Here is a 24,079-nt window from a genome sequence, read left to right as displayed (position 1 = left end):
GCAGCCGATGGACCACGATATCGATTTCCGCGATCTGTTCGACAACGCACCGTGCGGATACCTCGTTTTGAACGACAAGGGCCGCATCGTGCTCGTAAACGAGACGCTCCGAATATGGCTCGATCTGGTGGACGACGAGCTTTTAGGCAAACGCCTGCTCGATCTCCTGCCCGTGGCGGGCCGTGTGTTCTACGAAACCCATTTCGCACCCCTCTTGCGCATGCAGGGGTTTTTCCACGAGGTCGCTTTGGACGTAGTCCGGAGGGACGCTACGAGGCTCCCTGTCCTTGCCAATGCGACCCAGCGAGTCGATGCAGATGGCGAAGTCGTGGAAACGAGGATCGCTCTCTTCCAGGCGACGAGCCGACGCAAATATGAGCGGGAACTGTTCGAAGCAAACGAGGCCGGTGATCGGGCACGGAGCGAAATTGAGACCCTCAATAAGGCCCTGACCGAAACAGGTCGCCTGCGCGACGAATTCATCGCCATCCTCGGACATGATCTTCGGAACCCAGTCGCTGCAATCGGGGGCGGCATGCGCATCCTGTCCAAAGAGGACCTCAGTTCAAGAGGCCAGCAGGTCGTCCGACTGATTGATGGCAGCGTTGCCCGCATGGGCAGACTGATTGATGACGTACTCGACCTGACCCGTGGTCGAATGGGCGGCGGCCTTACTATTTCCCGTAGGCTCGAAGAGGAACTTTCCCTCCACCTCAAGCAAGTCGTCGCGGAGCTTTCCACTGGGAGCGGCAGACGCATCGACGTCGAGATTGACCTGCCTGAACCAGTGCTCGTGGATGCCGGACGCATTGGCCAACTCGTCTCGAACCTTCTCGGGAACGCACTGTCTCATGGAGCGGAAGACAAACCCGTCGGGCTGTCGGCACGACTGGCTGGACATGACCTGGTCATTTCTGTCTCCAACGGCGGCGACCCAATCCCGCCCGAGACAATAGGCCGCCTGTTTCAACCTTTTTTCCGAGGAGGTGACGCTGCGGGACGTCACGAGCAAGGCCTCGGGCTCGGTCTTCATATCGCCTCCGAGATCGCAAAGGCACATGGCGGAACGCTCTCGGTGTCGTCGTCCGCCGAGAAAACAACATTTGAGTTTCGCATGCCGATCGGTGCGGAAAACTGAAGGTGCGCGGTGACGAGGGTAACCGACTTCATTTCCGAGCTGATCGAAGCCGCTAACACCCTCCCTTCGTTGGCTCCATCCGAGCGTCGGCGGCTGATCGAACGGGGCATTTCGACCGTGCAGGCCCAGAGAGAGCTACTGCACGTCAATGGAAACATGGTCGCAATCCAGCCCGGCTTAATGGCGGACATGCCAACGCTTGCCGAGATGGCGGGGGACAACGACGCCGTAGGTGTCATCGTGAGCGCCGGGATGCTGATGCTGGCCGGGGAGATCAGGCGTCTGCGCATCCTCTGTAACGGGGACGGAGACTAGTTCGCGTTGTTCTCATTCCGTTCCTGTGTTATCCCGTTGCGCGTCTCTGTGGGACCAGTCGATGTCACGCCTGTATGCGATAACGCGAACCATGGACGAGATCGTCGCGCATTTCGGCGTGGACGTTCCGAGTCCGGTTGACCTCCCGAGCGAGACGATCGAGGGCACACACGGACTGATCGTGCTCGAGAAGGACGGTCTCCGTCTGCTCAAGTCGATCCCGTGGGGCTTCCCGAGGCAGACACGCGAGATGCGGACAGGCGGGGAGCCGCCAGGTCGCATCGGTCTCGTAGCTGACCTTACCAATCCGCTGTGGGATCGAATTGTCGTTGATCCGCGCTATCGATGCCTGATACCGCTCACTCACTTCGCAAATCCCGACGGCCCCAAGGGCGAGAAGACGAGGACATGGTTCTCGAAGAACCGCCTGCCGTTGATGGCTTGGGCGGGGTTCTGCAAAAACACGGCCGACTTCGGACCCGTGTTTGCCGGAATGACGATGACGGCGAACGAGAAGATCAAGCCGTTCAACGACCGCATGCCGGTCCTTCTGAAACCAGACGAATACGACCGCTGGCTTCACGGTTCGATCCAGGACGTCATCGCGATCCAATTTCGCGATCCCCCGCCTTCGGAAGACTTCGAAATCCTTCACACTCGAGACCGCTGGCAAAGCGGGACGCCGCCAGGGAAAGCCTTGCCGCGCCGGGCCAACGACGCCATGTTCTAGCAACCCGCGAACTACCGGGAGACAACGCATGTGTAACTTGTATACCGTCCGCAAGTCCGCCGCCGAGGTTGCCGCACACTTCCGGGTCGCGAACCCGATGGCATCCAACGCTCCTGAGGAGGTTTACCCTGGGACCCCTGGCATGGTCGTCACGGAAAACGAAGGCGTGCGGGAGCTGCGGTCGATGACTTGGGGGTTTCCGATGCGGTTCGCGACTATGAAGCCGGACGCGAAGCCCAAGCCCGTCAACAACATCGCGGACCTGACCAAGGGTACTTGGGTCGGTCTGGCCCGCAAGCCGCAATGGCGCTGCTTGATCCCCCTTACGCATTTCGCTGAACCCGAGGGGCAGAAAGGTGCGATGACCAGGACGTGGTTTTCGTTGCCGGACGAGCCCGTGTTCGCGTGGGCCGGACTCTGGCGCGTCAGCGACGAGTGGGGTCCGGTATACTCAGGCGCAATGACCGACGCCAACGCGTTCGTGGCTCCCGTCCATAACCGGATGCCAGTGATACTCCACCGCGATGATTACGATCGATGGCTACACGGAAGCTTCGAGGACGTGCTGGCCTTCCAAAGGCGGTCCTTCCCGCCAGAGCTGATGTCGATGGAGAGGACGTCCGAACTCTGGGTCAAGAAAAAGACGGCGACGGAAAGTCCGCTACTCCTGTGACATGACCATTGAGCGCGCCCTCAAGCTTGCCCGTTGGCTAGGCGTCAGCTGGCCTGGACGCGAGGAACGACTTCGCGAGGCACGGGTTATATTCAGTCAGCCGTGGAGGAGCGCGAGATGGTAGACAAGGAACAGCAGCAGCGTGAGCGGGCTTACAAGATCTGGGAAGACGAAGGTCGCCCCGAAGGTTCACACAACGAACATTGGCGGCGTGCCGAAGAACAGCATGAGCTGGCGGAGCAAGAATCCGAGGATGTGACGAAGGTCAATCAGCAGGCCGACGACAGGTTCGCGAGGGACGACACCGTAAGCACGTCGGTAGCAGACATAAAGCCGCCATCAGCGGTGAGCCCCGATTGATAGAGACGACAACTTCCTGCGGCCATTGAAATCCCGAGGCCTTTGCTTCGCTCGGAGTGCAAGGACGTCCTTTTCGAATATCCAAACCTTGCCGTCGTCGCCATCTCCCCGCGCCAACATGACTTCGGCCATGTCACGGTAGACATCTGCATAGCGTACCAGGCGCTTTAGCGACGCCTCTGGAGGATCGGCGGTGGCTATCATCGCCTCGCGAGTTACGACGACGATCCAGACTGAGGTGCCATCAGTCACTCCGAGATGGCCGTTCTCTCCGAAGAGAAAAGGGGAAGGTTCGCACAGTTCGATTTCGACGACATTGTCCATCCTATCCCGCCTTCTTGCTTTTGAGTTCGTCGGCCAATGACTTTTTCAATGCGTCCATGATATTGATGACGTTGGAGGCCGGAGCGGCCGTTCCTTTGCCTTTAGTTGACTTCTTGGCAGGCTTGAGGGCTTTCTTCTTTTCAGCGATGAGTTTGAGGAGGCTCTCCTGGATCGGGTCGCTTACCATGTCCGGCGACCACCGCGCGGTCTTCTGCTTGATCAGCTTTTGTACCAGCGGCACGAGGTCCGGATCGGCTTCGTCCTCGATGTCCTCGAAGTAGTTCTCCTCGGGTCTGACCTCGTCTCCGAAACGAAGCGACCAGAGTACGATGCCCTCACCGCGAGGCTCGAGGACGACAGCGCGCTCGCGGCGGCCGATGACGAGCTTCGACACACCGACAACCTTGTCAGCTTTCATCGCATCACGGATGACAGCGAATGCCTCGTTTCCGACGGCGTCGTCGGGCATCAGATAGTGCGGTTTCTCCAGATAGACCCACTCGATGCTGTCGGCGGGCACGAACTTCTCGATGTCGATCGTCTTCACGGTATCGAGGGCCACGGCATCGAGGTCGTCTTCAGTCAGGATGACATAGTCGTTTTCGCCGCGGGCGTACCCTTTCGCCTCGTTCTCGTCGCGCACCGGTTTTCCCGTCACCGAGTCGAGGTACTGGGAGACGACGCGGTTGCCGGTCGCCTTGTTCAGGGTATGGAAGCGCACCTTCTCGGATTCGGATGTCGCCGGCGTCATCGCTACCGGACAGGTGACGAGGGAGAGTTTCAGATAGCCTTTCCAGTAGGAACGCAATGCCATGATCCGTCTCCTCAGCCTGCTTTGCGCTGTGGGGCTGTCTTCACCGCGGAGGACTTCGCGGCCGTCCCGCGCGCGGCGCGTTGCCGTCCGGTGCCAGCGTTGGCATTGGCGGCAGTGCGTTTCGGTTTGTCCGCTGCGGCCTTCATCATTCCGGCGCTTTCACGCAACGCGGCCAGCAGGTCGTTTGGCTTCGAGACTTCGACCTTCTTCTTTTTCGGGAGTGCCTTGCCTTCGATCTTTGCCTTGACCAGTTCGGCCAGCGCCGCTTCATAGCGGTCATCGAAGGTCGCAGGATCGAACTCGCCCTTCTTGGTGCCGATGATGTGCTTGGCGAGATCGAGCATCTCACCCTCGATCTTGATCTTCGGCAGTTCTTCGAATGCCTTTTTCGACGAGCGTACCTCGTAGTCGTAGTTCAGCGTCGTGGCTATGAGGCCCTTGCCATGGGGCCGGATCAAGACGGTGCGCATCCTGCGGAACAGGACCGTGCGAGCGATCGCGGCGACATTCGATTTCCTCATGCCATCGCGCAGGGCCGCGTAGGCGTCGGAACCCATCCTGTCTGGCGTCAGGTAGTACGGCTTATCGAAGAATACGTCGTCTACATCGGAGCAGGGGATGAACGCCTCGATCTCGAGCGTCTTGTTGCTCTCGGGGATCGTTGCCGCCACCTCTTCGGGGTCGATGATGATGTATTGCCCGTTTTCGATCTCGAAGCCCTTGGTCTGGGCTTCTTTCGGTACAGGCTCCTCGGTCTCGCTGTCGATAAACACGCGGTTGACGCGGTTTCCGGTTGCGGTGTTGATCGTGTTGAAGGTGATGCGATCCGATGTAGACGCAGCGGTGTAGAGCGCCACCCCGCACGACACCTCGCCAAATTTCACGAAGCCTTTCCACTGTGCCCGCTGGCCTGCCATGACGCTGAACTCCGACTCGACTGATTCGCGACTCAATCGTTACGCAACCGATTCGTTCCGAATCGAAACGAATCGGTTTTCAATGGCTTGGCGTTGGAAGCGGAATCGCTCTCTGAAGCCTTGACGATCATACTCGGGTCAGAGGTCGAAGGCCGCCACCGCCAAGCCGTCCTCCCCTCGTCAGACGGAATGGTCGCGGTTGAAGGTACCGGCTTCAGTGATGGGATGAAAATCAGGCCTAAGTCCGAGCCGGTACAACGCTCATGGTGGACCATAAACGAGGCTGTTGTTACCTTGGGTCGAAGCCAAGTGATTCCAATGTCGCCTGCGCCTCGAAGGCCTTGGCGAAGACCTCCAGATAAGCCTGTGGCCGATCCGCTTCGTCCCATCGAATTCTCGGCCGATCCGTTCCACCATCGAGCATCGGGACGAGCGGGTAGGCTGGAAGCCGTCGCCCGGACCGCTCCGGCCGCTGGCTGCGCCAGGGGCGCTTTTCACGCTTGGCAAAGGCGGTTTTCGGACGATTGAGGCGCGTTTTATGCTTTAGGCCGAGGCGGACGCCTGGGCGCGTCGTTGTTACCGTGGGCCGTGGGGCGGCAAGTGAACGCCGGGCGGATGAAATATTTTTCTAAGGCGGCCGCGCCGCGCCGTCGAACGAGCCCGACACTCGGAGTCTTCACTAAAGCGTCGCCACGCTTCCGATCCATCTCACAAATTCTGTTCCAAAAAGGCCGGGCGCACCGCGCCGGAAGTTTTGATCTCACCCGCGAAGCCCTGGTTATCCAGTGACCGCCGCGCCGCCATATCTGTACCCTGCGCTGCGGAGTCTGGAATTGAGCCAGTAAATCGGTGTCTCAGGAAACGTACTGTTGTTACGGGCTGGCCATACGCTGCGTTTCTAATACCTTATGCGGGGTCTATATATATATCGCGTATGTAACGACTTAGGTGACGTAAACAGTGTTGCTCGAAACAATATGCTGGTATTTCAAAATGTTATTGACGAATCCTAGAAGTTCGCGTGAGTTATATTTGGCGCGAAACGCCGCGACGATACAGTCGCACGTGTCCCCGCCGGTTGTACCGGGGACGGTGCAGAAGGAGGATCGAACAATGGCATTCCCGACCGGATACTACACGCTCAAGCAGGTTTGCGAGTTTCTGACGCTGTCCAAGTCGACGATATACTGGATGCGGAGGAGAGGTGAATTCGTCGAGGCGGTCGATCTGACCAGCGGGCGCATCGGCTTTCCGATTCCGGAAGTCCATTCGTGGAAGCTTCGCCGGGACGAGGCGCGCGGCGGCCCCCGCCGGCAGCGTGGACTGATCCGATGCCGGCCCCTCCCAGTCTGGAAGGCGAAAGGCGACGAGCGAGGAGGCACCGGCCGCAAGTAGCGCAGCCCTGACACAGGCCGCGCCTCTCCGGAGAGTGTGCTACCGGTCATGCTCGATCCTGGCGAGCACGTCGAGCGCGCCGCTGTCGATGGCCGCGACGATTGACCCGACCCGCTCTTCGAGCGGGCTTCCGGGCCTTTCCGACCACTCGCGCGACCACGCCACGCCGAGGAGAGGGCTGTAGGCAGTCAGTTTCAATCGACCACACGGGACCGCCATTTCCTTCACCCAGGTCGCGCCGTAGCGTTTCTGCCGTCTGAATTCTTCGGCGGTGACGAATTTTCCGTAACCGGCGTAATGCATAGTGACCATTTCGCAGAATTCGGCGACGGCGAGGCCGATCGGCATCCCGTGGACGAAGGCCACGGTCGGGCGAAGGGGCGACCAAATCCGCACGCTTCCGGGGCGGCGTTCCCCCCTGGGGTCAGGCGCGATGCGCGTGAATTCGAACGAGGGGGCGATCGCAACGCGGTGGCCCAGCGTCCCGAGGGCGTTGAACAGGCGGTCGGCAAAGCGGAGGCACTTTGCGAGGCAGGGAGCGGAGACCTGTACGTCGACCACCAGCTTTTTCTTCGGCTTGAGATAGAAGCCGTCCACGCCCGGTTCCGCCCCCCGGAAGGAGTCCTCGGCTGCGCGGATCAGCGGATGCTTCGATTGGTCCGACGGCCGCCGCGCTGGTCGTTCTCGCGCGGCCGGCGGCGTGTACGGCCGCGGTGGTCGGGTCGACTTGGCCCACCCTCGTGGTGTCACCGGTCCGGCCGGCGGCAGCGGGGGCGGCTCCGGCGCTCGCCCCGCGGCGTGCTGTGCCCAATAACCAACGGGGGGGCGGGGCACGTCCAGCCTTTGGCAGATGCGGCCCAGGTAGCTGTCGGATACTCCGCAGACCGCGGCGGCCCTTGTGCCCGACGCTGTCCAGACAAGATGGTAGAGCTCTTCCCGCGTGATCATCGACGCCTTCGCTTCGCGGGTGGCTCCGTCCCGCCGGGTCCGGCTTCCGCCCGGGGCGACGCTTCCGCGCGAGCTCCTGTGATCAACTGCTCCAACCGGTCCGCCCACAACGAGAGAGCTTCCGCCGTTTCGTCCAGGTAGCGGTACTGGTCGTATATTCTTTTCAATCCCTTTTTGCCGTGGCCCAGGATCGTGTCGATGACCGGTTCGGGTATCTTCAGTGCGGCCAAGTTCGTGCGGACGACCCGCCGGTCGTCGTGCATTACGAACCGCTCCATATTCACGCCGGGCGAGATTTCCGCAAGCTCGGCCGACACCCTGGCGCGGAACGCGTCCATCGCACCGGCGACACTCACCGGCAGCTGGCCGTTCGTGGTGCTGAACACGCAGTCGCCGTGATAATAGGACAGACCGCCGCGGATTTTCTGTAGAAGGTCAATCATTGCGTCGGAGAGCGGGACGAGATGTTGGGTCCCCGCCTTGAAGCGTTCATTCGGCACGGTCCACAGCTTTTCGTCCCAGTCGATCTCCGACCAGCGCATGCCGGTGAGCTCCGCTTTCCGCACGCCGGTCAGCAGCAGCGCCTGGAAGAAAGGGCCATAGGGATAGGGGGTCTCGTCTGCCGCTCTCCAGTATGCCAGCACTTCGTTCTTGTGCAGGATGCGGTCCCTTACTGTACTATGCAGGCCGAGCACGGCGGCTTTGAGATCCCGGATGGGGTTCCTGGGATTGTCCGGGTCCAGGCCGTAGGCAAGCTGCCGGTCGGGGTCCATCAGCCAGGTGAAGAATGTCTTGAAGAGGCGGAACGTGACGTGAGCCGCCGCGGGCGCGGGGCGGGCGCGGATATCCTTGACCAGCTTTGAGACGTGAAGCGCCCTTACCTCTGACATGGGCAGCTCAAGCCACGGGTTCCGTCGGGGGTCGAGCATCTCGCGCCGTATCGCCGCGATGTCCTGTGGAACGTGCTTGTTTCTCTCTCGGTCCGGCAATTCGGCGATGTAGTCCTCCATCACCGACGCGAACGTATGCCGGCGCGCCAGTTCCTCTTGCTCCTCCTGCCGTTCCTTTTCCTTCTTGGGGTCGAGGCCGCGCTTGACCAGGGCGTTCCAGTCCGACGCTATCGCCCGGGCCTCGTCGAGCGAGATTCGCCCGTGCACCCCGATGACCCTGCGGGTCGAATTTTTCACGCGTTCGAACCGGGCGAGCAACACGAATGTCTTCTGCCGCGGGCCGACGCGGACGAACAGGTTGGGCACATCCCCGTCGGGGACGTCATACCGCTTTCCGTTGCGCGGCGGCGGCAGGTTTTCGATCCGGCTTTCGGTCAGTCCATGAGGGCGGGACATCGCAATGCTCCTTTGGCAGGGCAGCGCGCGGGGCAGCAGGAGCGGCGGGAAGCGCGGTGCCGGGATGACCAAAATGAGCATCGGGGCCGGGCCAAGTCCATGACAACGTTAGGTTCGAACCCGAATGAACGAGTCCGCACTATTCCTCACGGACCTGGAGTTTCGCCTTCTAAGCAGCAGGTCGCAGGTTCGAGTCCTGCAGGGGTCGCCAAGCTTTTTCTAGTGCATATCGAAGACATAGGTAACAGCTTGTCTCTAAGACATGGGTGACACTTTTGGACCGAACCCTTCCAGCTGATCCCCGCGACTACCGGATGCGGTAGACGGACATGGCCACCGGGTATGCATAGACGCCCCGGTAGAAGAACCCTTTGCGATACAGACAACCCCGCAGCCGCACCGCAGGCAGGCTGGCCTCAGCGATCGCTCCGGCCTCTGCCAGACCAGCTTCGGGGAGGCATCGCTCCAGCGCCCTGTTGTAGGCCTGCATGAGCTGAGGGCTGCTTTCCACAGGCACGGCTCCGTAGAGCCGCAAATCCGACCGGGCTTCAGCCACCATCGATGTGCAGGCCAGGCCAAGTGCCACGCCCAATGCGAGCTTGAGGTTCATCTGTTCGCTCTCCGCTTGATAGGATGCCGCCTTGAACGCGATGCCAGGCGATTTGTTCCTGAGCCGTGTGTGCCTATACTCCAAGCCGCCGTATCTCCGACCCGTGGCCGGTCGGCGGGGTACCGTGGGAAGGGGAAGATGGAATGCGCGCATGGACGAGCGTTTGGATAACACCTGAAGGCAGCCCACCGCTGCCGCCCGAACTGGCCGAGCCCACGAAACCCCATTCTTGCCGCATTGAGGATTCGGAATTGCCGCATTGTTTCGTATGATGCGTCTTGTCGGTTCCGTAGCGGCACGAGCGGAAGACAGATCGGCGATTGAGCGGCCATGGCCCTCGGAAAACGCCTCCAACACATTGAAATGGTTTTCATTCGGGCAGCTCGAACTGCCCGGACCCTTTGCTTGTTTGAGCTTCGAGTGGGATTCATATGAAAAGGATATCGTCCGCTGGCGCGGTTTTGGCGCTTGCGTGTTTTTTGACGGCCGGTCCGGGGTTTGCGGAAGACACCCCACTGATCTGGAACCCGATCCGCAGTTCCGACACCAGCTACTCCGTCAAGCTCGGCCTCAAGCTGCCGACCCGGCTCGAAACCGAGGCCGGCGTGTCGATGGGCGTCGATACGTCGACGAGCGGAACTCCGCTGGATACGCCCATCAAGTTCTGGAGCAATTTCACGGCGGAAAAGATCCAGACGCCGGCCTATCAGTTGAACCGCGGCGTCGGTGTCGATCTCGACGGCAATACCGGCAGCGCCGGGATCACCATGAATTATTACGAAAAGGAAATCGCCACGCCGACGATCGATATCGAGAGGCGCAGCAGCTACGGCCTGCGGTATGACGGCGCCTCGGGAGAATGGCTCGGCCTTGATGCGAGCCAGTCGGTTCGCCTGTCGCATAGCCCAAGCAGCACGGCGCTGGTCGGGCGGGCAAGCGGCAGCGACGGGTTTCGCACGCTCGGAGCAGGCGTCGCCGTGGAGAAGAGGCTCGGTCGGTACATGACGGTCAGCGGCGCGCTCGACCGCACCTCGGATGCGCCCGAACCGGTCACGAGCGTCAATGCTCGTTATTCCTTCCGCTGGTGAAACGAACCGCTGGTGAAACGAAAATGGGGCGCCGAAGCGCCCCATGATTGCGTGCCCGTAAAGCTGTCAGTGCAGGATCTGGCTCAGGAAGAGCCTCGTGCGCTCGTGCTGCGGGTTGTCGAAGAATTCCGCCGGCGAGTTCTGTTCGACGATCTGGCCCTGGTCCATGAAGATCACCCGGTGGGCGACCTGGCGGGCAAAGCCCATTTCATGGGTGACGCACAGCATGGTCATGCCTTCTTCCGCAAGGCTCACCATCGTATCCAGCACTTCCTTGACCATTTCTGGGTCGAGTGCCGAGGTCGGCTCGTCGAACAGCATGATCTTCGGTTTCATGCAGAGCGAGCGGGCGATCGCCACGCGCTGCTGCTGGCCGCCGGAGAGCTGGCCCGGATACTTATGGGCCTGTTCCGGGATCTTGACGCGGGCGAGATAATGCATGGCGATCTCTTCCGCCTGCTTCTTCGGCATCTTGCGGACCCAGATCGGCGCGAGCGTGCAGTTTTCCAGGATCGTCAGGTGCGGGAAGAGGTTGAAGTGCTGGAACACCATGCCGACTTCTCGGCGCACTTCGTCGATCTTCTTCAGGTCGTTGGTAAGCTCGATCCCGTCGACGATGATGTTGCCGGCCTGGTGTTCCTCAAGACGATTGATGCAGCGGATCATCGTCGATTTGCCGGAGCCGGACGGGCCGGCGATGACGATGCGTTCGCCCTTCATCACCTTCAGATTGATGTCGCGCAGCACGTGGAAATCGCCGTACCACTTGTTCATGCCGATGATTTCGACGGCAACGTCGGTAGCCGAGACGGTCATTTTTTTGGGTTGGGCGTCTGCCATTTATATCCCCTTAGTTATCGTTTGTGGCTAGGCACAGCTTCAGGTCGGCTTATCGCTTCAGGTTGGTGTCGAGGTGCCGCTCCATGAAGGCGGAGTAGCGCGACATGCCGAAGCAGAACAGCCAGAAGATGAAGCCTGCGAAGATGAGGCCCGTGATCGGAGTGACGGGGCTGATCCAGGTCGTGTCGGTGAAGTTCAGCTGTACGATCCCGAGAAGGTCGAACATGCCGATGATCGACACCAGCGACGTGTCCTTGAAAAGACCGATGAAGGTGTTGACGATGCCCGGGATAACCAGTTTCAGCGCCTGCGGCATGATGATCAGCCGGATCTTCTGCCAGTAGCTGAGGCCGAGCGAATCGGCGCCCTCGAACTGTCCTTTCGGAATGGCCTGCAGGCCGCCGCGAACGACTTCTGCCATATAAGCGGAGGCGAAGATCGCCACGCCTACCAGCGCCCGCAGGAAGTTGTCGATCGTGTAGCCGGTCGGCAGGAAGAGCGGCAGCATCACGTTCGCCATGAACAGCACCGTGATCAGCGGCACGCCGCGGATGACCTCGATGAAGGTGACGCAGATGACCCGGATCACCGGCATCGTCGAGCGTCGTCCTAGCGCCAGCAGAATGCCGACGGGAAGCGAGACGGCGATGCCGACGAAGGACAGGATCAGCGTCACCATCAGGCCGCCCCAGAGCGGTGTCTCGACCTTCTGGAGCCCGAACACGCCGCCATGCAGCAGGAAGAATGAGACGATCGGCAGGCCGACGAAGAGCAACAGGGCATTCAGGCCCTTGCGAGGCAGCTTCGGCATCAGGACCGGCACGAGAAGGGCGATGAACAGGATCGCCACCAGCATCGGCCGCCAGCGCTCGTCGATCGGATAACGCCCGAACATGAATTGCTGGAAGCGGTCGCCGACAAACGCCCAGCAGGCGCCGCTCCAGCCGTTCGGCTTGATACCGCCCTGCACCGCGGTGGTGCAGAACGAGCGGTCGGTCCCGAACCACGCCGCCTGGACGAAAAGCCAGTTGATCATGCCCGGCAGGATCCAGACCAGGAGGGCAACCGCGAGGATCGTCAGCGCGGCGTCTTTCGGTGTGGCCAGAAGGTTGATGCGGATCCAGCCCGAGGCGCTCCTGGTGCTGAGCGGAGCGGGTGCGGGGGCGAGCATTTCCGGGCGGACATAGGCAAGGTTTTTCGCGTTCATGATCTTACCTCTCCACCAGGGCCATTTTGGCGTTGAACCAGTTCATGAACAGCGAGGTCGTGATACTGATGCTGAGATAAACGACGAGCCAGATCGACACCACTTCGATCGCCTGTCCGGTCTGGTTCATCGTCGTGCCGCCGGTGGCGACCAGTTCCGGAAACCCGACGGCGATGCCGAGCGACGAGTTTTTCGTGAGGTTGAGATATTGGCTGGTGAGCGGCGGGATGATGACGCGCATCGCCTGCGGCACGACGACGAGGCGGGTCGTGGTGGCGGGCTGCAATCCGAGTGCTGCCGCCGCTTCGCTTTGCCCCTTGGCGACGGCCCGGATCCCGGCGCGGATCGTCTCGGCGATGAACGAGGCCGTATAGAAGGACAGGGCCAGATAAAGGGCCACGAATTCCGGCGCGATCACGGATCCGCCAGACAGGTTGAAGCGGCCGGCGATCGGGAAATCGAACGTCAGCGGTGCGCCGACGGCAAGGAAGGCGAGAACCGGCAGGCCGACGATCAGCCCGATGGCCGTCCAGATCGTGTGGAACTGCTGGCCGGTCCGCATCTGCCGTTGTTTTGCCCAGCGCGCCACGATGAACGTCGCAACGATGGCAACCAGCAACGCAAGGGGGATTACCCATGCGGTATCGCCCCAGACGGGTCTCGGGAAGGCGAGGCCGCGGTTGTTGAGCACCATGCCGAGCGGCAGCTTGAGCGAGTCCCGAACCTGCGGCAGTGACGAAAGCACGCCCTTGTACCAGAAGAAGATGATCAGCAGCACCGGAATGTTGCGGAAGACTTCCACATAGACGGTGCAGAGTTTCGCGATCAGCCAGTTCTTCGAAAGACGGCCGATACCGATGATGAAGCCGATGGTGGTCGCGGTGATGATGCCGAAGAATGCCACCAGGATCGTATTGAGGAAACCGACGAGGATGGCGCGCCCGTAGGGCGAATCGCTTGAATAGTCGATCAGCGAGGCGCCGATGTCGAAACCGGCGCGGCCTTTCAGGAACTGGTACCCGGAAGCGGTACCGGAACGCGCAAGGTTGGTGACGGTGTTGTCGAAAATCCACCAGCCGACGCCGACGACGATGACGAGCGTGAGGACCTGGAAAAAAATACCCCGGATCTTGGGGTCGTAAACGTAGGATCTGAGAGTTCGCGCTTCGGAAGGCGCAATTGCAGCGTGATCTGTCATGCTGGCCTTTTCCCCTGTGACCTCATTTTTGAGGTCTTTTTCTTTTTATGCGTTTTTCTTTTATGCCGGGGGATAAGGCGGCAGCGGCCGCCTTATCCGGTCTTGGTCTGGCCGATTACCGAACCGGCGGAGCGTATTGCAGGCCGCCCTTGGTCCAGAGCGCGTTCAGGCCACGCTGGATCTTGAGGGGGGTGTTCTGGCCGATGTTGCGTTCGAACACTTCGCCGTAATTGCCGACGGCCTTGATGATGTTGTAGGCCCAGTCGTTGGTCAGGCCGAGGTCGGTACCGATCTTGGTATCCTTCTCGATGCCGAGGAAGCGGCGGACGTCCGGGTTGGTGGAGGACTTGCGGATGTCGTCGACATTGGCCTTGGTGATGCCGAATTCTTCAGCCTGCACCAGCGCGTAATGCGTCCACGAAACGATGTCGAACCACTGGTCGTCGCCCTGGCGAACGGCCGGGCCGAGCGGCTCCTTGGAGATGATTTCCGGCAGAATGATGTGCTCATCCGGGTTCGAAAGCGACAGGCGCAGCGAATAGAGGCCGGACTGGTCGGTCGTGTAAACGTCGCAACGGCCTTCCTGGTAGGCCTGGTTCACTTCCGGCAGCTTTTCGTAGACGACCGGCTTGTATTCGAGCTTGTTGGCCTTGAAAAAGTCGGCGAGGTTGAGCTCGGTGGTGGTGCCGGACTGAACGCAGACGGCAGCGCCGGAGAGTTCCAGAGCCGACTTCACGTTGAGGCTCTTCGGTACCATGAAGCCCTGACCGTCGTAATAGTTGACGGTACGGAAGTTGAAGCCGAGCGCGGTATCGCGGTTGATCGTCCAGGTCGTGTTGCGGAAGAGGACATCGCCTTCGCCCGACTGCAGTGCCGTGAAGCGGGTCTGCGAGGTGGTCGGGGTGTATTTGGTCTTCGTTGCGTCATTAAAAAGGGCAGCAGCAAGGGCTTTGCAGTAGTCAACGTCGAAGCCGGACCAATTGCCCGATGCGTCCGGTGCGGCAAAGCCGGCGAGACCGGTGTTGACGACGCACTGAACGAAACCCTTGGACTTGACGGTATCAAGCGTGGCGGCCGATGCCGCCGATGCGAAGCCAAGGACCGCTGCGCCAATCGCGGCTGACAGAAGCGTCTTTTTCATTTTCCCAACCTTTATCTGTGGTTTTCTGTGACTTGATGGAACCGGGCCGCTCCCCTGTCTTATCGAATACGGCCGGCCGCCCGCGAACCCTCCCGGTGCAGGCGCCGCTATCTCATTCGCAAAACAACGCAGGGTCAAGTGTCGCCTTTTCGAATTGCGTCTGAAATGAGGTAAATTCGTTAACCCGGCTCAGAAAACGCTCATTTACTTAAAGTTTGGGCAGTGCGTGATCAAAAGAGGTGCGTTTTCCGTGATGTGGCAGGCGACCTGATGTCTCTGCTTCAGGCTCCTTTCGCGGGGTTGACCGGGCCTTGCTCCGGCGGCAAAACTTTGCGCCTCAATTGCCAACGAAAGCTCTCCCCGACATGAAAAAGACGAACGAGTCCCTGTTCACCGGCGCTGGCCCCAACACGCGTCTCGCCCATATGGGCAACGACCCGTCCGACTACCACGGTTTCGTCAATCCGCCCGTCGTTCACGCTTCGACGGTGTTGTTTCCCGACGCAGCGACGATGGAAAAGCGGGCCCAGAAATACACCTACGGGACCCGCAGCACGCCGACGACCGATGCGCTTTGCGCGGCACTTGACGAATTGGAAGGCTCGGCCGGCACCATCCTCGTTCCCTCGGGACTGGCGGCGATTTCGGTGCCGTTTCTCGCCTATCTCTCGGCCGGCGACCATGCGCTGATCGTCGATTCCGTCTACGCGCCATGCCGCCATTTCTGCAACACGATGCTGACGCGCCTCGGCGTCGCGGTCGAGTATTACGATCCGGAAATCGGCGCCGGCATCGAAGCGCTGATCAAGCCGAACACCAGGCTGATCCATACGGAAGCGCCGGGCTCCAACACCATGGAGATGCAGGATATCAGGGCGATCGCAGAGGTGGCCCACCGGCATGATTGCGTCGTCACGATGGACAATACCTGGGCGACGCCGCTTTATTTCCGGCCGCTCGATTTCGGCGCCGACGTGTCGATCCATGCGACGACGAAATATCCGTCGGGCCACTCGGACATCATCATGGGTTCGGTATCGGCCAACGCCAAGCATTGGCCGAAGCTCGAGGACGCCCGCATTGCGCTCGGCATCTGCGGCTCACCGGATGATTCCTACCAGATCCTGCGCGGCCTGCGTACCATGGGCGTGCGTCTCGAACATCATCAGAAGAGCGCGCTCGATATCGCCACATGGCTGGAGGGCCGCGACGACGTCGCACGCGTCCTGCACCCGGCGCTGCCGAGCTTCCCCGGCCACGCGATCTGGAAGCGCGATTTCAAGGGCGCCAGCGGCGTCTTCTCCTTCGTGCTGAAGGCGCGGGGCGACAGGGCGAAAGCCAAGGCGCATGCTTTCCTGGATGCGCTCTCCTTCTTCGGCCTCGGTTACTCCTGGGGCGGTTACGAGAGCCTCGCGGTGCCGGTCAACCTGTCGGACCGCACCATCCGCAAGGCGCCGCCGGAAGGCCCGGTCATTCGCCTGCAGATCGGCCTCGAAGACGTGGTCGACCTCAAGAAGGACCTGGCAATCGGCTTCGCGGCCGCGGCCGAGATCTGATCACCGCGCCTTGAAGCCGTAAAGCCAGTCGAAATCCGCCGCAAGCGATTGCGGCGGACGCAGCGACAGGACGATATCGCGGCCGAGCCGGATCGGGCCGCGGGCGTGATAGGCGAAGCGGTTGAACAGGCCGCGGGCGCGCACCTTGGCGATCCGCCCCATGCGTTCGCTTTCGAAATCCGTCAGCGCCCGCGCAAGGGGCAGGGGACCGGCTACCCGGTTTGCCAGCACGAACGCGTCCTCAATCGCCATCGATGCGCCCTGGGCCGCAAACGGCATCATCGCATGCGCCGCATCGCCGATCAGCACCATGTCGCGACCGTTGTGCCAGCGCCCGGCACTCACCTCGTAAAGCGGCCAGAAGGTCGGCTGTTCGGCTCTTTCGATCAGTTGAACGATGCGCCGGTCCCAGCGATGGAACTGGCCGAGCAGCATGCGCCGCTGCGCATCGCCGGCTTGCGCATCCCAGGTCTTGCCGGGGCTGATGCCGGAGGCGATTGCGACGATATTGAACCCGTCGATCTCCTTGAGCGGGTAGGCTACCGCATGGGTTGACGGCCCGAGAAAGGCGGTGACCTGGCCCGCGTCCAGCCAGTCGGGTCTGGCGCTGCCGGGAATCGTGAAGCGCCAGGCGACATTGCGCGAAAAATCGGGCTCCGGGCTGTCCGGTATGCCGGCGCGCAGATTGGACCAGACGCCGTCGGCGCCAACGATCAGGGGATAGGTTCTGCCAGTGATTCCGGCCAGCGTCCCGCGCGGATCCTCGCGGACAGGCGTATCCAGATGGATGTTGCAGAGCGGGCTTTGTTCGACAGCCTCAAGCAGCGTGTTTTGAAGCGTCGCACGGTGGAGGACCCCATAGGGCGCACCCCAGCGCTCGCGGGCAAAACGCCCGGCTGGCACATGTGCAAGCGGTCTGAGCGTCGTCCCCGAAACGAGCGCAATCCGCTCCGGCTCGGTCCAGACGGCTTCGAGCGCGGGCAGGACGCCGAGTTCGGAGAGCACGCGCGAAGCGTTCGGCGATATCTGCAGGCCGGCGCCGACCTCGATCAGGGCGGGTGCCTCCTCGAAAACGTCGCAGGCTATGCCGTGGCGGGCGAAGGCGAGTGCGGCCGTCAGCCCGGCCATGCCGGCACCGATGATCGCTACTCTTTCAATGGGCATGTCGGAATGCCGATCAGGCGGCCTTGACGTGGAAGACGCAGCCCGGCGGGTCGGTCTGTTCGGCCTTCAGCGACGGATTGTAGCGGTAGAGGGTCGAGCAGTAGGAGCAGACCTTCTCGTTGTCGTCGCCCATGTCGATGAAGATATGCGGATGATCGAAGGGAACCGAAGCGCCGGTGCACATGAATTCCTTGACGCCGATCTGGATCAAGCGATGCCCGCCGTCGTTCTGGAAGTGGGGAATGCTGTGCCCGGCCATGATGGTCTCCGATACTTGAATGCGGCGCGTCTGATTTGCGCCGGACATTAGCCGCCCGCTTGGCGATTGTGTAGTGGGAAAACCGCCGCAGGCGCGTCGATTTCGTGTCGGGCACGGGTTCAAACGCCGCGGTTCATCCCTTATGTTCCCGGCGTCAATGAGGACTGCCCCGATGAATCTCAACGCGCCTGCCTTCTCCAAGTTTTCCCGCGAGGGTTTCGATCTTGCCTATTTCGACGAAGGCGATCCGTCGGGCGATCCGGTGCTGCTCATCCACGGGTTTGCCTCGAGCGCGCTGGTCAACTGGGTGCATCCGGGCTGGTTGAAGACGCTCGGCGACGCGGGTTACAGGGTGATTGCCATGGACAATCGCGGGCATGGGGCAAGCGACAAGCCGCGCGATCCGGAAGCCTATCGGCCATGGGTGATGGCCGCGGATTCGATGGCGCTCCTCGATCACTTGAGGATCCCGGAAGCGCATGTCTTCGGTTATTCGATGGGCGCACGCATTTCGGTCTTTTCCGCGCTCGCCCATCCGCATCGGGTACGTTCCCTGGTTCTGGGAGGTCTCGGCATCGGCATGACCGACGGGGTAGGGGATTGGGACCCGATCGCAGACGCCTTGCTCGCCCCTTCGCTCGATAACGTCAGCCATGCCCGCGGCCGCATGTTCCGCGCCTTTGCCGACCAGACAAAGAGCGACAAGGAGGCTCTGGCCGCCTGTATTCGCGGTTCGCGGGATCTGGTGACCCGCGCCGACATGGGGAGGATCGACGCGCCGACCCTGATCGGGGTCGGAACCACGGACGACATCGCCGGTTCCGCGCAGGAGCTTGCCGCCTTGATGCCGCACGCGATTGCCCTCGATATTCCCGGACGTGACCACATGCTCGCGGTCGGCGACCGGGTGTTCAAGAAGGCGGTTCTCGACTTCTACGCGGAACTCTCTGCAAGGCCGTAGGTTTCTTCATTCTTACGATCAACGGAATGCGATTTTGCGCCCATTGGTCTCGGCGTAAACTTATTCTATATACTGGCCTTGGAAAGCTCTGCCATACGGCAAACGAGGAGACGGCGATGGCCGCAAGAACTGAAATCCGCCAGGAGCAGGTCGCGACGATGGATCCCATCTGGGATACGTTGCGCCAGGAGGCGCGCGCGGCAACCGAGCAGGACCCGCTGCTCGCCGCATTTCTGTATTCTGCCGTGCTCAACCATCGCTCGCTCGAGGAATGCGTCGTGCATCGCATCTGCGAGCGCCTCGCTCATGCGGATATTCCGGACGTCCTTCTGCGCCAGACCTTCATGGAAATGCTGGCCGACTGGCCGGAATGGGGCGCGATCATGCGCGTCGACATCCAGGCCGTCTACGACCGCGATCCGGCTTGCCTGCGTTTCATGGAGCCGGTCCTTTATTTCAAGGGGTTCCACGCGATCCAGGCGCACCGCCTGGCGCATTGGTTGTTCAACCGCGGCCGCCGCGATTTTGCGCTCTATCTGCAGAGCCGCTCCTCGTCCGTCTTCCAGACGGACATCAACCCGGCAGCCCGCATCGGCAAGGGCATCTTCCTCGACCACGCCACCGGCCTCGTGGTCGGCGAGACGGCCGTCATCGGTGACAATGTCTCGATCCTGCATGGGGTGACGCTCGGCGGCACCGGCAAGGAGGGCGCCGACCGCCATCCGAAGATCGCCAACGGCGTCCTCATCGGCGCCGGCGCCAAGATTCTCGGCAATATCGAGGTCGGGTCGTGCTCGCGCGTCGCCGCGGGCTCGGTGGTCCTGAAGGCCGTACCGCCGAAGTCCACCGTCGCCGGCGTGCCGGCAAAGGTGGTCGGGAGCGCCGGGTGTTCGGAACCGTCGCGCCTGATGGACCAGCTTCTCGGAGCCGACGACTGATTCGTCTGCGTTTGCCCGCCGCTTGCCGATATTTGGGGTTTGCTGAACATCGGCCCCATGGAACATCGCAAAAGAGCGGCAAAGGCTACTTCTGGCGGCTTTACTTTCGCCGTTGTCCCATGCCAAAAGCGCCGCAACCGAGAACCGCTGACGGAGAGAAACGTGAAACCGGACGAAATCAAGAAGCTCGATGCCTATTTCAAGCGCGTGATCAATCCGCAGGTGATCGTCAAGGCGCGCCCGCGCAAGGACGACTCGGCCGAAGTCTACCTCGGCGACGAGTTTCTTGGCGTCGTCTATGTCGACGACGAGGATGGCGACCGCTCTTACAATTTTTCCATGGCGATCCTGGAGGTCGATCTCTGATCGTTCCGGTCACGCGACTTCAAGGCGGGCTGACAGGCCCGCTTTTTGATTCGTGCGGAGCGACCGCCGGGAAAGAAAATGGCTGCGACGTTTTTGCACGGTTGGCTGCGATCCGCTGATATATCTTCGCAAAATCAGAAGCCTGAATCCATCTATGCATCTGCATGAATCCTGTTGCAACCAAAAGTAATTTTGCGGCGCACAAATCACCTTGACTTTTATCGGCACGCCGCTTTCTATCAGCGCATCCGAATAGAACAAAGGGACCGGCGATGTTCAATTTCGATGAGGCCAACAAGAAGAGCAAGGAAGCGATGGACGGAATGCTGAAGAGTTATTCCGAGATCGCCAAGGGTTATCAGGCGATCGCCACCGAAGCGACCGACTATTCCAAGAAGTCCTTCCAGGACATGACGGGTTTCGTGGAGGCGCTCGCTTCCACCCGCAGCGTCGAAGCGGCGTTCGAACTCCAGACCAATTATGTGAAGTCGGCTTACGAGAGCTTCATTGCCGAGTCGACCAAGATTACCGACATGTATGCCGATCTCGCCAAGACGGCCTACAAGCCCTACGAAGCGCCGGTCGCCAAGTCGACCGCCGTGGTGACCGCAAACGCCGCGTAACGCGCATAGCGGCCCCCAAAGCGACGCCTTCACCATAGAAGGCCGGCGGCGTTCAGCGCTGCCGGCCTTTTTGATTCATGCCAATGCGGAAATACCCGACTTTCGGCATGTTCCATCATCTCTTTAGCGTAATAGTGATTGCGTGGCCGCAAAGGGGGCTTAAAATCCGCGTTCAATGAACTAAGTTAGGAAGACTAAAGTCCGGCCGTTCGGCCATTCGGACGAACCCGCCGGATGACTGGGGAATGAATGAAGATGATCGCACTGCCGATCTTGATGCAAGCTGAAAAGGGTGGCGACGGAGACAACGCAAATCGCGGTACCTCGGTCATCACGCGCACGAAGCCGAAAACAAAGAAGCCCAATCTCTACCGCGTACTGCTGCTGAATGACGATTATACGCCGATGGAGTTCGTCATCCACATTCTGGAACGTTTCTTTCAGAAGGACAGGGAGGCAGCGACGCGTATCATGCTCCACGTCCACAATCACGGCGTGGGGGAATGCGGAATATTTACATATGAAGTAGCGGAAACCAAAGTGTCCCAGGTCATGGACTTCGCCCGGCAACACCAGCATCCGCTGCAATGTGTCATGGAAAAGAAGTGAGGAACCCGACGTGCCAACATTTTCGCCTAGTCTAGAAAAGGCGCTGCATCAGGCACTGACCTTTGCCAACGAGCGGCATCACGAATATGCCACGCTCGAGCACCTGCTTTTGGCGTTGATCGACGATGCCGACGCAGCCGCGGTCATGGGCGCTTGTAACGTCAATTTGGAAACGCTGCGCAAGACCGTCACCGACTATGTCGATAATGAACTTGCCAACCTGATCACCGGTTATGACGAGGATTCCAAGCCGACCTCCGGCTTCCAGCGCGTCATCCAGCGCGCCGTCATCCACGTCCAGTCCTCGGGCCGCGAGGAAGTGACCGGCGCCAACGTTCTCGTCGCGATCTTCGCGGAACGGGAAAGCCATGCGGCCTTTTTCCTGCAGGAGCAGGAAATGACCCGCTACGACGCGGTCAACTACATTTCTCACGGCATCGGCAAGCGCGCGGGCACCTCCCAGACCCGCACGCCGCGCGGCGCCGAAGACAGCGAGCCGGAAGCCAAACCCTCCGCCCGCGACCAGGAGGAAGGTTCCGCCAAGAAGCCGCAGGATGCCCTCAAGGCCTATTGCGTCAACCTGAACGAAAAGGCCCGCGATGGCCGGATCGACCCGCTGATCGGCCGCCATGCCGAAGTCAACCGGACGATCCAGATCCTGTGCCGCCGTTCCAAGAACAACCCGCTCTACGTGGGTGATCCGGGCGTCGGCAAGACGGCGATCGCCGAAGGCCTCGCCAAGCGGATCATCGAAGGCAAGGTGCCGGAGGCGCTCGCCGACGCCACCATTTTCTCGCTCGACATGGGCACGCTCTTGGCTGGCACCCGTTATCGCGGCGATTTCGAGGAACGCCTGAAGCAGGTCGTCAAGGAACTCGAAGAGTATCCGGGTGCGGTTCTGTTCATCGACGAGATCCACACCGTCATCGGCGCCGGGGCCACCTCCGGCGGCGCGATGGATGCCTCGAACCTGTTGAAGCCGGCTCTGTCTTCGGGCTCGATCCGCTGCATCGGTTCGACCACCTACAAGGAATACCGCCAGTTCTTCGAAAAGGACCGGGCTCTGGTTCGCCGCTTCCAGAAGATCGACGTCAACGAGCCGTCGATCGAGGATGCGATCGAGATCATGAAGGGCCTGAAGCCTTATTTCGAGGACTATCACAAGCTGCGTTACACCAACGAGGCGATCAAGTCGGCCGTCGAACTGTCGGCCCGCTACATCTCCGATCGCAAGCTTCCGGACAAGGCGATCGACGTGATCGACGAGACCGGTGCGGCCCAGATGCTGCTGCCGGCCTCCAAGCGCCGCAAGCTGATCACCGAGAAGGAGATCGAAGCAACGATCGCCACCATGGCGCGGATTCCGGCAAAGACCGTCTCCAAGGATGACGAGATGGTTCTCGCCAACCTGGAAAAGGAACTGCGTTCGGTCGTCTACGGCCAGGATGCGGCGATCGAAGCACTGTCGACGGCGATCAAGCTCGCCCGTGCCGGCCTTCGCGAGCCGAACAAGCCGATCGGCTCCTACGTCTTCTCCGGCCCGACAGGGGTCGGCAAGACGGAAGTCGCCAAGCAGCTGGCCGCCTCGCTCGGCGTCGAGATACTGCGCTTCGACATGTCGGAATATATGGAACGCCACACGGTCTCGCGGCTGCTCGGCGCACCTCCCGGTTATGTCGGCTTCGACCAAGGCGGTCTTCTGACCGACGGCGTCGATCAGCATCCGCACTCAGTGGTCCTGCTCGACGAAATCGAGAAGGCGCATCCGGATATCTACAATATCCTGCTGCAGGTCATGGACCACGGTTCGCTGACCGACCACAACGGCAAGAAGATCGACTTCCGCAACGTCATCCTGATCATGACGACCAATGCGGGCGCGTCGGAAATGGCGAAGGCCGCTATCGGCTTCGGTTCGTCCAAGCGCACTGGCGAGGACGAAGAGGCGATCAACCGCCTGTTCACGCCGGAATTCCGCAACCGTCTCGATGCGATCATCCCGTTCGCACCGCTGCCGACTGAGGTCATCCATCAGGTCGTGCAGAAGTTCGTGATGCAACTCGAGACGCAGCTCTCGGAACGCAACGTCACATTCGACCTGCATCAGGATGCGATCGCCTGGCTGGCGGAAAAGGGTTACGACGAGAAGATGGGTGCCCGCCCGCTCTCGCGCGTCATCCAGGAATACATCAAGAAGCCGCTCGCCAACGAAATCCTCTTCGGCAAGCTGCGTAAGGGTGGTGTGGTTCGCGTGACCGTCGGCAAGGGCGAGGATGGCAAGGACAAGCTCATCCTCGACTCGATTTCCGAAGCGACGCCCGTGAAGCCGAAGCCGGAGGCCGAGGTGAAAGAGGCCGCCGAGGAAGCCGAGGCCAATGTCACCAAGCCCAAGGCGCCGAAGAAGTCGGCGTCGAAGGACAAGGACGGCGGCTCGGCCCGGGCTCGCGCCATGGTCGACGCGGATGTGATCGCTTCTGAAGATGCGCCGAAGACGCCGCCGCGCAAGAGCACCACGGTGCCGCGCGTGCCGAAGAGCAAATAACAGTTTCGCATGGAACT

26 protein-coding genes are annotated in these 24,079 nt (G+C 61.0%); 14 read left to right on the top strand and 12 right to left on the bottom strand.

The annotated features are described in order from the left end of the window. Positions 1–7 precede the first annotated feature (7 nt). The 5 genes from C5J24_RS06435 to C5J24_RS06415 all read left to right on the top strand — a co-directional run bounded on the left by C5J24_RS06435 (position 8) and on the right by C5J24_RS06415 (position 3,216). Entirely contained in the window at positions 8–1,138 is a 1,131-nt protein-coding gene (locus C5J24_RS06435; protein ID WP_105416408.1) for a HAMP domain-containing sensor histidine kinase, read from the top strand. A 9-nt stretch (positions 1,139–1,147) separates the two neighbouring features. Next, positions 1,148–1,453, top strand: a complete 306-nt coding sequence (locus C5J24_RS06430) for a hypothetical protein (protein ID WP_105416406.1) — start codon at positions 1,148–1,150, stop codon at positions 1,451–1,453. Between the two features lie 61 nt (positions 1,454–1,514). Next, positions 1,515–2,183: an SOS response-associated peptidase family protein gene (locus C5J24_RS06425; protein ID WP_105416404.1), complete on the top strand. Its 669-nt coding sequence runs from the start codon at positions 1,515–1,517 to the stop codon at positions 2,181–2,183. A 28-nt stretch (positions 2,184–2,211) separates the two neighbouring features. Next, on the top strand, positions 2,212–2,856 hold the full coding sequence (locus C5J24_RS06420; RefSeq protein WP_105416402.1) for an SOS response-associated peptidase family protein: 645 nt from the start codon (positions 2,212–2,214) through the stop codon (positions 2,854–2,856). A gap of 117 nt (positions 2,857–2,973) precedes the next feature. Further along, a complete protein-coding gene (locus tag C5J24_RS06415; protein WP_105416400.1) occupies positions 2,974–3,216 on the top strand; it encodes a DUF2934 domain-containing protein in 243 nt (80 codons plus the stop codon). Here C5J24_RS06415 and C5J24_RS06410 read toward each other — a convergent pair. The 3 genes from C5J24_RS06410 to C5J24_RS06400 are packed head-to-tail and all read right to left on the bottom strand — an operon-like array spanning position 3,196 to position 5,271. Continuing rightward, positions 3,196–3,540: a hypothetical protein gene (locus C5J24_RS06410; RefSeq protein WP_105416398.1), complete on the bottom strand. Its 345-nt coding sequence runs from the start codon at positions 3,538–3,540 to the stop codon at positions 3,196–3,198. The two genes, C5J24_RS06415 and C5J24_RS06410, sit on opposite strands and share 21 nt — an antisense overlap. Position 3,541: 1 nt before the next feature. After that, complete coding sequence (locus tag C5J24_RS06405) at positions 3,542–4,354, bottom strand: Ku protein (protein WP_105416397.1); 813 nt, start codon at positions 4,352–4,354, stop codon at positions 3,542–3,544. An 11-nt stretch (positions 4,355–4,365) separates the two neighbouring features. Further along, the gene (locus tag C5J24_RS06400) at positions 4,366–5,271 is read right to left on the bottom strand and encodes a Ku protein (RefSeq protein ID WP_105416395.1); all 906 of its coding nucleotides are present in this window, start codon (positions 5,269–5,271) and stop codon (positions 4,366–4,368) included. A 1,113-nt stretch (positions 5,272–6,384) separates the two neighbouring features. Here C5J24_RS06400 and C5J24_RS06395 point away from each other — a divergent pair. After that, positions 6,385–6,666, top strand: a complete 282-nt coding sequence (locus C5J24_RS06395; RefSeq protein ID WP_172723859.1) for an AlpA family transcriptional regulator — start codon at positions 6,385–6,387, stop codon at positions 6,664–6,666. A 39-nt stretch (positions 6,667–6,705) separates the two neighbouring features. Here the strand turns inward: C5J24_RS06395 and C5J24_RS06390 are convergent, their stop codons facing one another. The 3 genes from C5J24_RS06390 to C5J24_RS06380 form a co-directional block, all read right to left on the bottom strand. Next, entirely contained in the window at positions 6,706–7,263 is a 558-nt protein-coding gene (locus tag C5J24_RS06390; protein WP_105416391.1) for a hypothetical protein, read from the bottom strand. A gap of 347 nt (positions 7,264–7,610) precedes the next feature. Continuing rightward, positions 7,611–8,960 carry a site-specific integrase gene (locus C5J24_RS06385; RefSeq protein WP_172723858.1) on the bottom strand — a complete coding sequence of 450 codons (1,350 nt, stop codon included), beginning with the start codon at positions 8,958–8,960 and terminating at the stop codon, positions 7,611–7,613. Between the two features lie 307 nt (positions 8,961–9,267). After that, entirely contained in the window at positions 9,268–9,570 is a 303-nt protein-coding gene (locus C5J24_RS06380) for a hypothetical protein (RefSeq protein ID WP_105416709.1), read from the bottom strand. Positions 9,571–10,001: 431 nt separating this feature from the next. Here C5J24_RS06380 and C5J24_RS06375 point away from each other — a divergent pair, with 431 nt between their 5' ends. Beyond that, positions 10,002–10,658, top strand: a complete 657-nt coding sequence (locus C5J24_RS06375; protein WP_172723857.1) for a hypothetical protein — start codon at positions 10,002–10,004, stop codon at positions 10,656–10,658. A gap of 66 nt (positions 10,659–10,724) precedes the next feature. Here the strand turns inward: C5J24_RS06375 and C5J24_RS06370 are convergent, their stop codons facing one another. The 4 genes from C5J24_RS06370 to C5J24_RS06355 all read right to left on the bottom strand — a co-directional run bounded on the left by C5J24_RS06370 (position 10,725) and on the right by C5J24_RS06355 (position 15,044). After that, positions 10,725–11,498, bottom strand: coding sequence for an amino acid ABC transporter ATP-binding protein (locus C5J24_RS06370; protein WP_046637733.1), 774 nt, complete (start codon positions 11,496–11,498; stop codon positions 10,725–10,727). A gap of 49 nt (positions 11,499–11,547) precedes the next feature. Continuing rightward, positions 11,548–12,705, bottom strand: a complete 1,158-nt coding sequence (locus C5J24_RS06365; protein WP_105416385.1) for an amino acid ABC transporter permease — start codon at positions 12,703–12,705, stop codon at positions 11,548–11,550. 4 nt (positions 12,706–12,709) lie between these two features. Continuing rightward, positions 12,710–13,903 carry an amino acid ABC transporter permease gene (locus C5J24_RS06360; RefSeq protein ID WP_105416383.1) on the bottom strand — a complete coding sequence of 398 codons (1,194 nt, stop codon included), beginning with the start codon at positions 13,901–13,903 and terminating at the stop codon, positions 12,710–12,712. Between the two features lie 115 nt (positions 13,904–14,018). Then, positions 14,019–15,044: an amino acid ABC transporter substrate-binding protein gene (locus tag C5J24_RS06355; RefSeq protein WP_105416381.1), complete on the bottom strand. Its 1,026-nt coding sequence runs from the start codon at positions 15,042–15,044 to the stop codon at positions 14,019–14,021. Positions 15,045–15,409: 365 nt separating this feature from the next. On the opposite strand from C5J24_RS06355, the gene C5J24_RS06350 reads away from it, so the two are divergent. Continuing rightward, entirely contained in the window at positions 15,410–16,600 is a 1,191-nt protein-coding gene (locus C5J24_RS06350) for a cystathionine beta-lyase (protein ID WP_105416379.1), read from the top strand. Here the strand turns inward: C5J24_RS06350 and C5J24_RS06345 are convergent, their stop codons facing one another. Next, on the bottom strand, positions 16,601–17,764 hold the full coding sequence (locus C5J24_RS06345; RefSeq protein ID WP_105416377.1) for an FAD-dependent monooxygenase: 1,164 nt from the start codon (positions 17,762–17,764) through the stop codon (positions 16,601–16,603). Between the two features lie 13 nt (positions 17,765–17,777). Then, positions 17,778–18,023, bottom strand: a complete 246-nt coding sequence (locus tag C5J24_RS06340; protein WP_007758304.1) for a zinc-finger domain-containing protein — start codon at positions 18,021–18,023, stop codon at positions 17,778–17,780. A gap of 172 nt (positions 18,024–18,195) precedes the next feature. Here C5J24_RS06340 and C5J24_RS06335 point away from each other — a divergent pair, with 172 nt between their 5' ends. The 6 genes from C5J24_RS06335 to clpA all read left to right on the top strand — a co-directional run bounded on the left by C5J24_RS06335 (position 18,196) and on the right by clpA (position 24,062). Beyond that, complete coding sequence (locus tag C5J24_RS06335; protein ID WP_105416375.1) at positions 18,196–18,984, top strand: alpha/beta fold hydrolase; 789 nt, start codon at positions 18,196–18,198, stop codon at positions 18,982–18,984. Between the two features lie 116 nt (positions 18,985–19,100). Next, positions 19,101–19,922, top strand: a complete 822-nt coding sequence (cysE, locus tag C5J24_RS06330; protein ID WP_046637726.1) for a serine O-acetyltransferase — start codon at positions 19,101–19,103, stop codon at positions 19,920–19,922. Between the two features lie 162 nt (positions 19,923–20,084). Beyond that, complete coding sequence (locus C5J24_RS06325; protein ID WP_105416373.1) at positions 20,085–20,288, top strand: DUF3126 family protein; 204 nt, start codon at positions 20,085–20,087, stop codon at positions 20,286–20,288. Positions 20,289–20,560: 272 nt separating this feature from the next. After that, positions 20,561–20,911: a phasin family protein gene (locus C5J24_RS06320; RefSeq protein WP_105416371.1), complete on the top strand. Its 351-nt coding sequence runs from the start codon at positions 20,561–20,563 to the stop codon at positions 20,909–20,911. A gap of 255 nt (positions 20,912–21,166) precedes the next feature. Then, positions 21,167–21,520, top strand: a complete 354-nt coding sequence (clpS, locus tag C5J24_RS06315; protein ID WP_007758328.1) for an ATP-dependent Clp protease adapter ClpS — start codon at positions 21,167–21,169, stop codon at positions 21,518–21,520. A 10-nt stretch (positions 21,521–21,530) separates the two neighbouring features. After that, positions 21,531–24,062 carry an ATP-dependent Clp protease ATP-binding subunit ClpA gene (clpA, locus tag C5J24_RS06310; RefSeq protein ID WP_105416369.1) on the top strand — a complete coding sequence of 844 codons (2,532 nt, stop codon included), beginning with the start codon at positions 21,531–21,533 and terminating at the stop codon, positions 24,060–24,062. Positions 24,063–24,079: the final 17 nt, after the last annotated feature.

The sequence above is a fragment of the Neorhizobium sp. T25_27 genome, assembly GCF_002968565.1.
GTDB classification, from domain to species: Bacteria; Pseudomonadota; Alphaproteobacteria; order Rhizobiales; family Rhizobiaceae; genus Neorhizobium; species Neorhizobium tomejilense.
The sequence above is the reverse complement of the archived record's forward strand: the minus strand, read 5'-3'. Positions and strand labels throughout refer to the sequence as shown.

Bases quoted from the DNA above. Each gene is read 5' to 3' on its own strand.
- C5J24_RS06435 (WP_105416408.1), top strand. From the start codon at position 8: ATGGACCACGATATCGATTTCCGCGATCTGTTCGACAACGCACCGTGC.
- C5J24_RS06425 (WP_105416404.1), top strand. From the start codon at position 1,515: ATGTCACGCCTGTATGCGATAACGCGAACCATGGACGAGATCGTCGCG.
- C5J24_RS06420 (WP_105416402.1), top strand. From the start codon at position 2,212: ATGTGTAACTTGTATACCGTCCGCAAGTCCGCCGCCGAGGTTGCCGCA.
- C5J24_RS06415 (WP_105416400.1), top strand. From the start codon at position 2,974: ATGGTAGACAAGGAACAGCAGCAGCGTGAGCGGGCTTACAAGATCTGG.
- C5J24_RS06410 (WP_105416398.1), bottom strand. From the start codon at position 3,540: ATGGACAATGTCGTCGAAATCGAACTGTGCGAACCTTCCCCTTTTCTC.
- C5J24_RS06405 (WP_105416397.1), bottom strand. From the start codon at position 4,354: ATGGCATTGCGTTCCTACTGGAAAGGCTATCTGAAACTCTCCCTCGTC.
- C5J24_RS06400 (WP_105416395.1), bottom strand. From the start codon at position 5,271: ATGGCAGGCCAGCGGGCACAGTGGAAAGGCTTCGTGAAATTTGGCGAG.
- C5J24_RS06395 (WP_172723859.1), top strand. From the start codon at position 6,385: ATGGCATTCCCGACCGGATACTACACGCTCAAGCAGGTTTGCGAGTTT.
- C5J24_RS06385 (WP_172723858.1), bottom strand. From the start codon at position 8,960: ATGTCCCGCCCTCATGGACTGACCGAAAGCCGGATCGAAAACCTGCCG.
- C5J24_RS06380 (WP_105416709.1), bottom strand. From the start codon at position 9,570: ATGAACCTCAAGCTCGCATTGGGCGTGGCACTTGGCCTGGCCTGCACA.
- C5J24_RS06375 (WP_172723857.1), top strand. From the start codon at position 10,002: ATGAAAAGGATATCGTCCGCTGGCGCGGTTTTGGCGCTTGCGTGTTTT.
- C5J24_RS06370 (WP_046637733.1), bottom strand. From the start codon at position 11,498: ATGGCAGACGCCCAACCCAAAAAAATGACCGTCTCGGCTACCGACGTT.
- C5J24_RS06365 (WP_105416385.1), bottom strand. From the start codon at position 12,705: ATGAACGCGAAAAACCTTGCCTATGTCCGCCCGGAAATGCTCGCCCCC.
- C5J24_RS06360 (WP_105416383.1), bottom strand. From the start codon at position 13,903: ATGACAGATCACGCTGCAATTGCGCCTTCCGAAGCGCGAACTCTCAGA.
- C5J24_RS06355 (WP_105416381.1), bottom strand. From the start codon at position 15,044: ATGAAAAAGACGCTTCTGTCAGCCGCGATTGGCGCAGCGGTCCTTGGC.
- C5J24_RS06350 (WP_105416379.1), top strand. From the start codon at position 15,410: ATGAAAAAGACGAACGAGTCCCTGTTCACCGGCGCTGGCCCCAACACG.
- C5J24_RS06345 (WP_105416377.1), bottom strand. From the start codon at position 17,764: ATGCCCATTGAAAGAGTAGCGATCATCGGTGCCGGCATGGCCGGGCTG.
- C5J24_RS06340 (WP_007758304.1), bottom strand. From the start codon at position 18,023: ATGGCCGGGCACAGCATTCCCCACTTCCAGAACGACGGCGGGCATCGC.
- C5J24_RS06335 (WP_105416375.1), top strand. From the start codon at position 18,196: ATGAATCTCAACGCGCCTGCCTTCTCCAAGTTTTCCCGCGAGGGTTTC.
- cysE (WP_046637726.1), top strand. From the start codon at position 19,101: ATGGCCGCAAGAACTGAAATCCGCCAGGAGCAGGTCGCGACGATGGAT.
- C5J24_RS06320 (WP_105416371.1), top strand. From the start codon at position 20,561: ATGTTCAATTTCGATGAGGCCAACAAGAAGAGCAAGGAAGCGATGGAC.
- clpS (WP_007758328.1), top strand. From the start codon at position 21,167: ATGATCGCACTGCCGATCTTGATGCAAGCTGAAAAGGGTGGCGACGGA.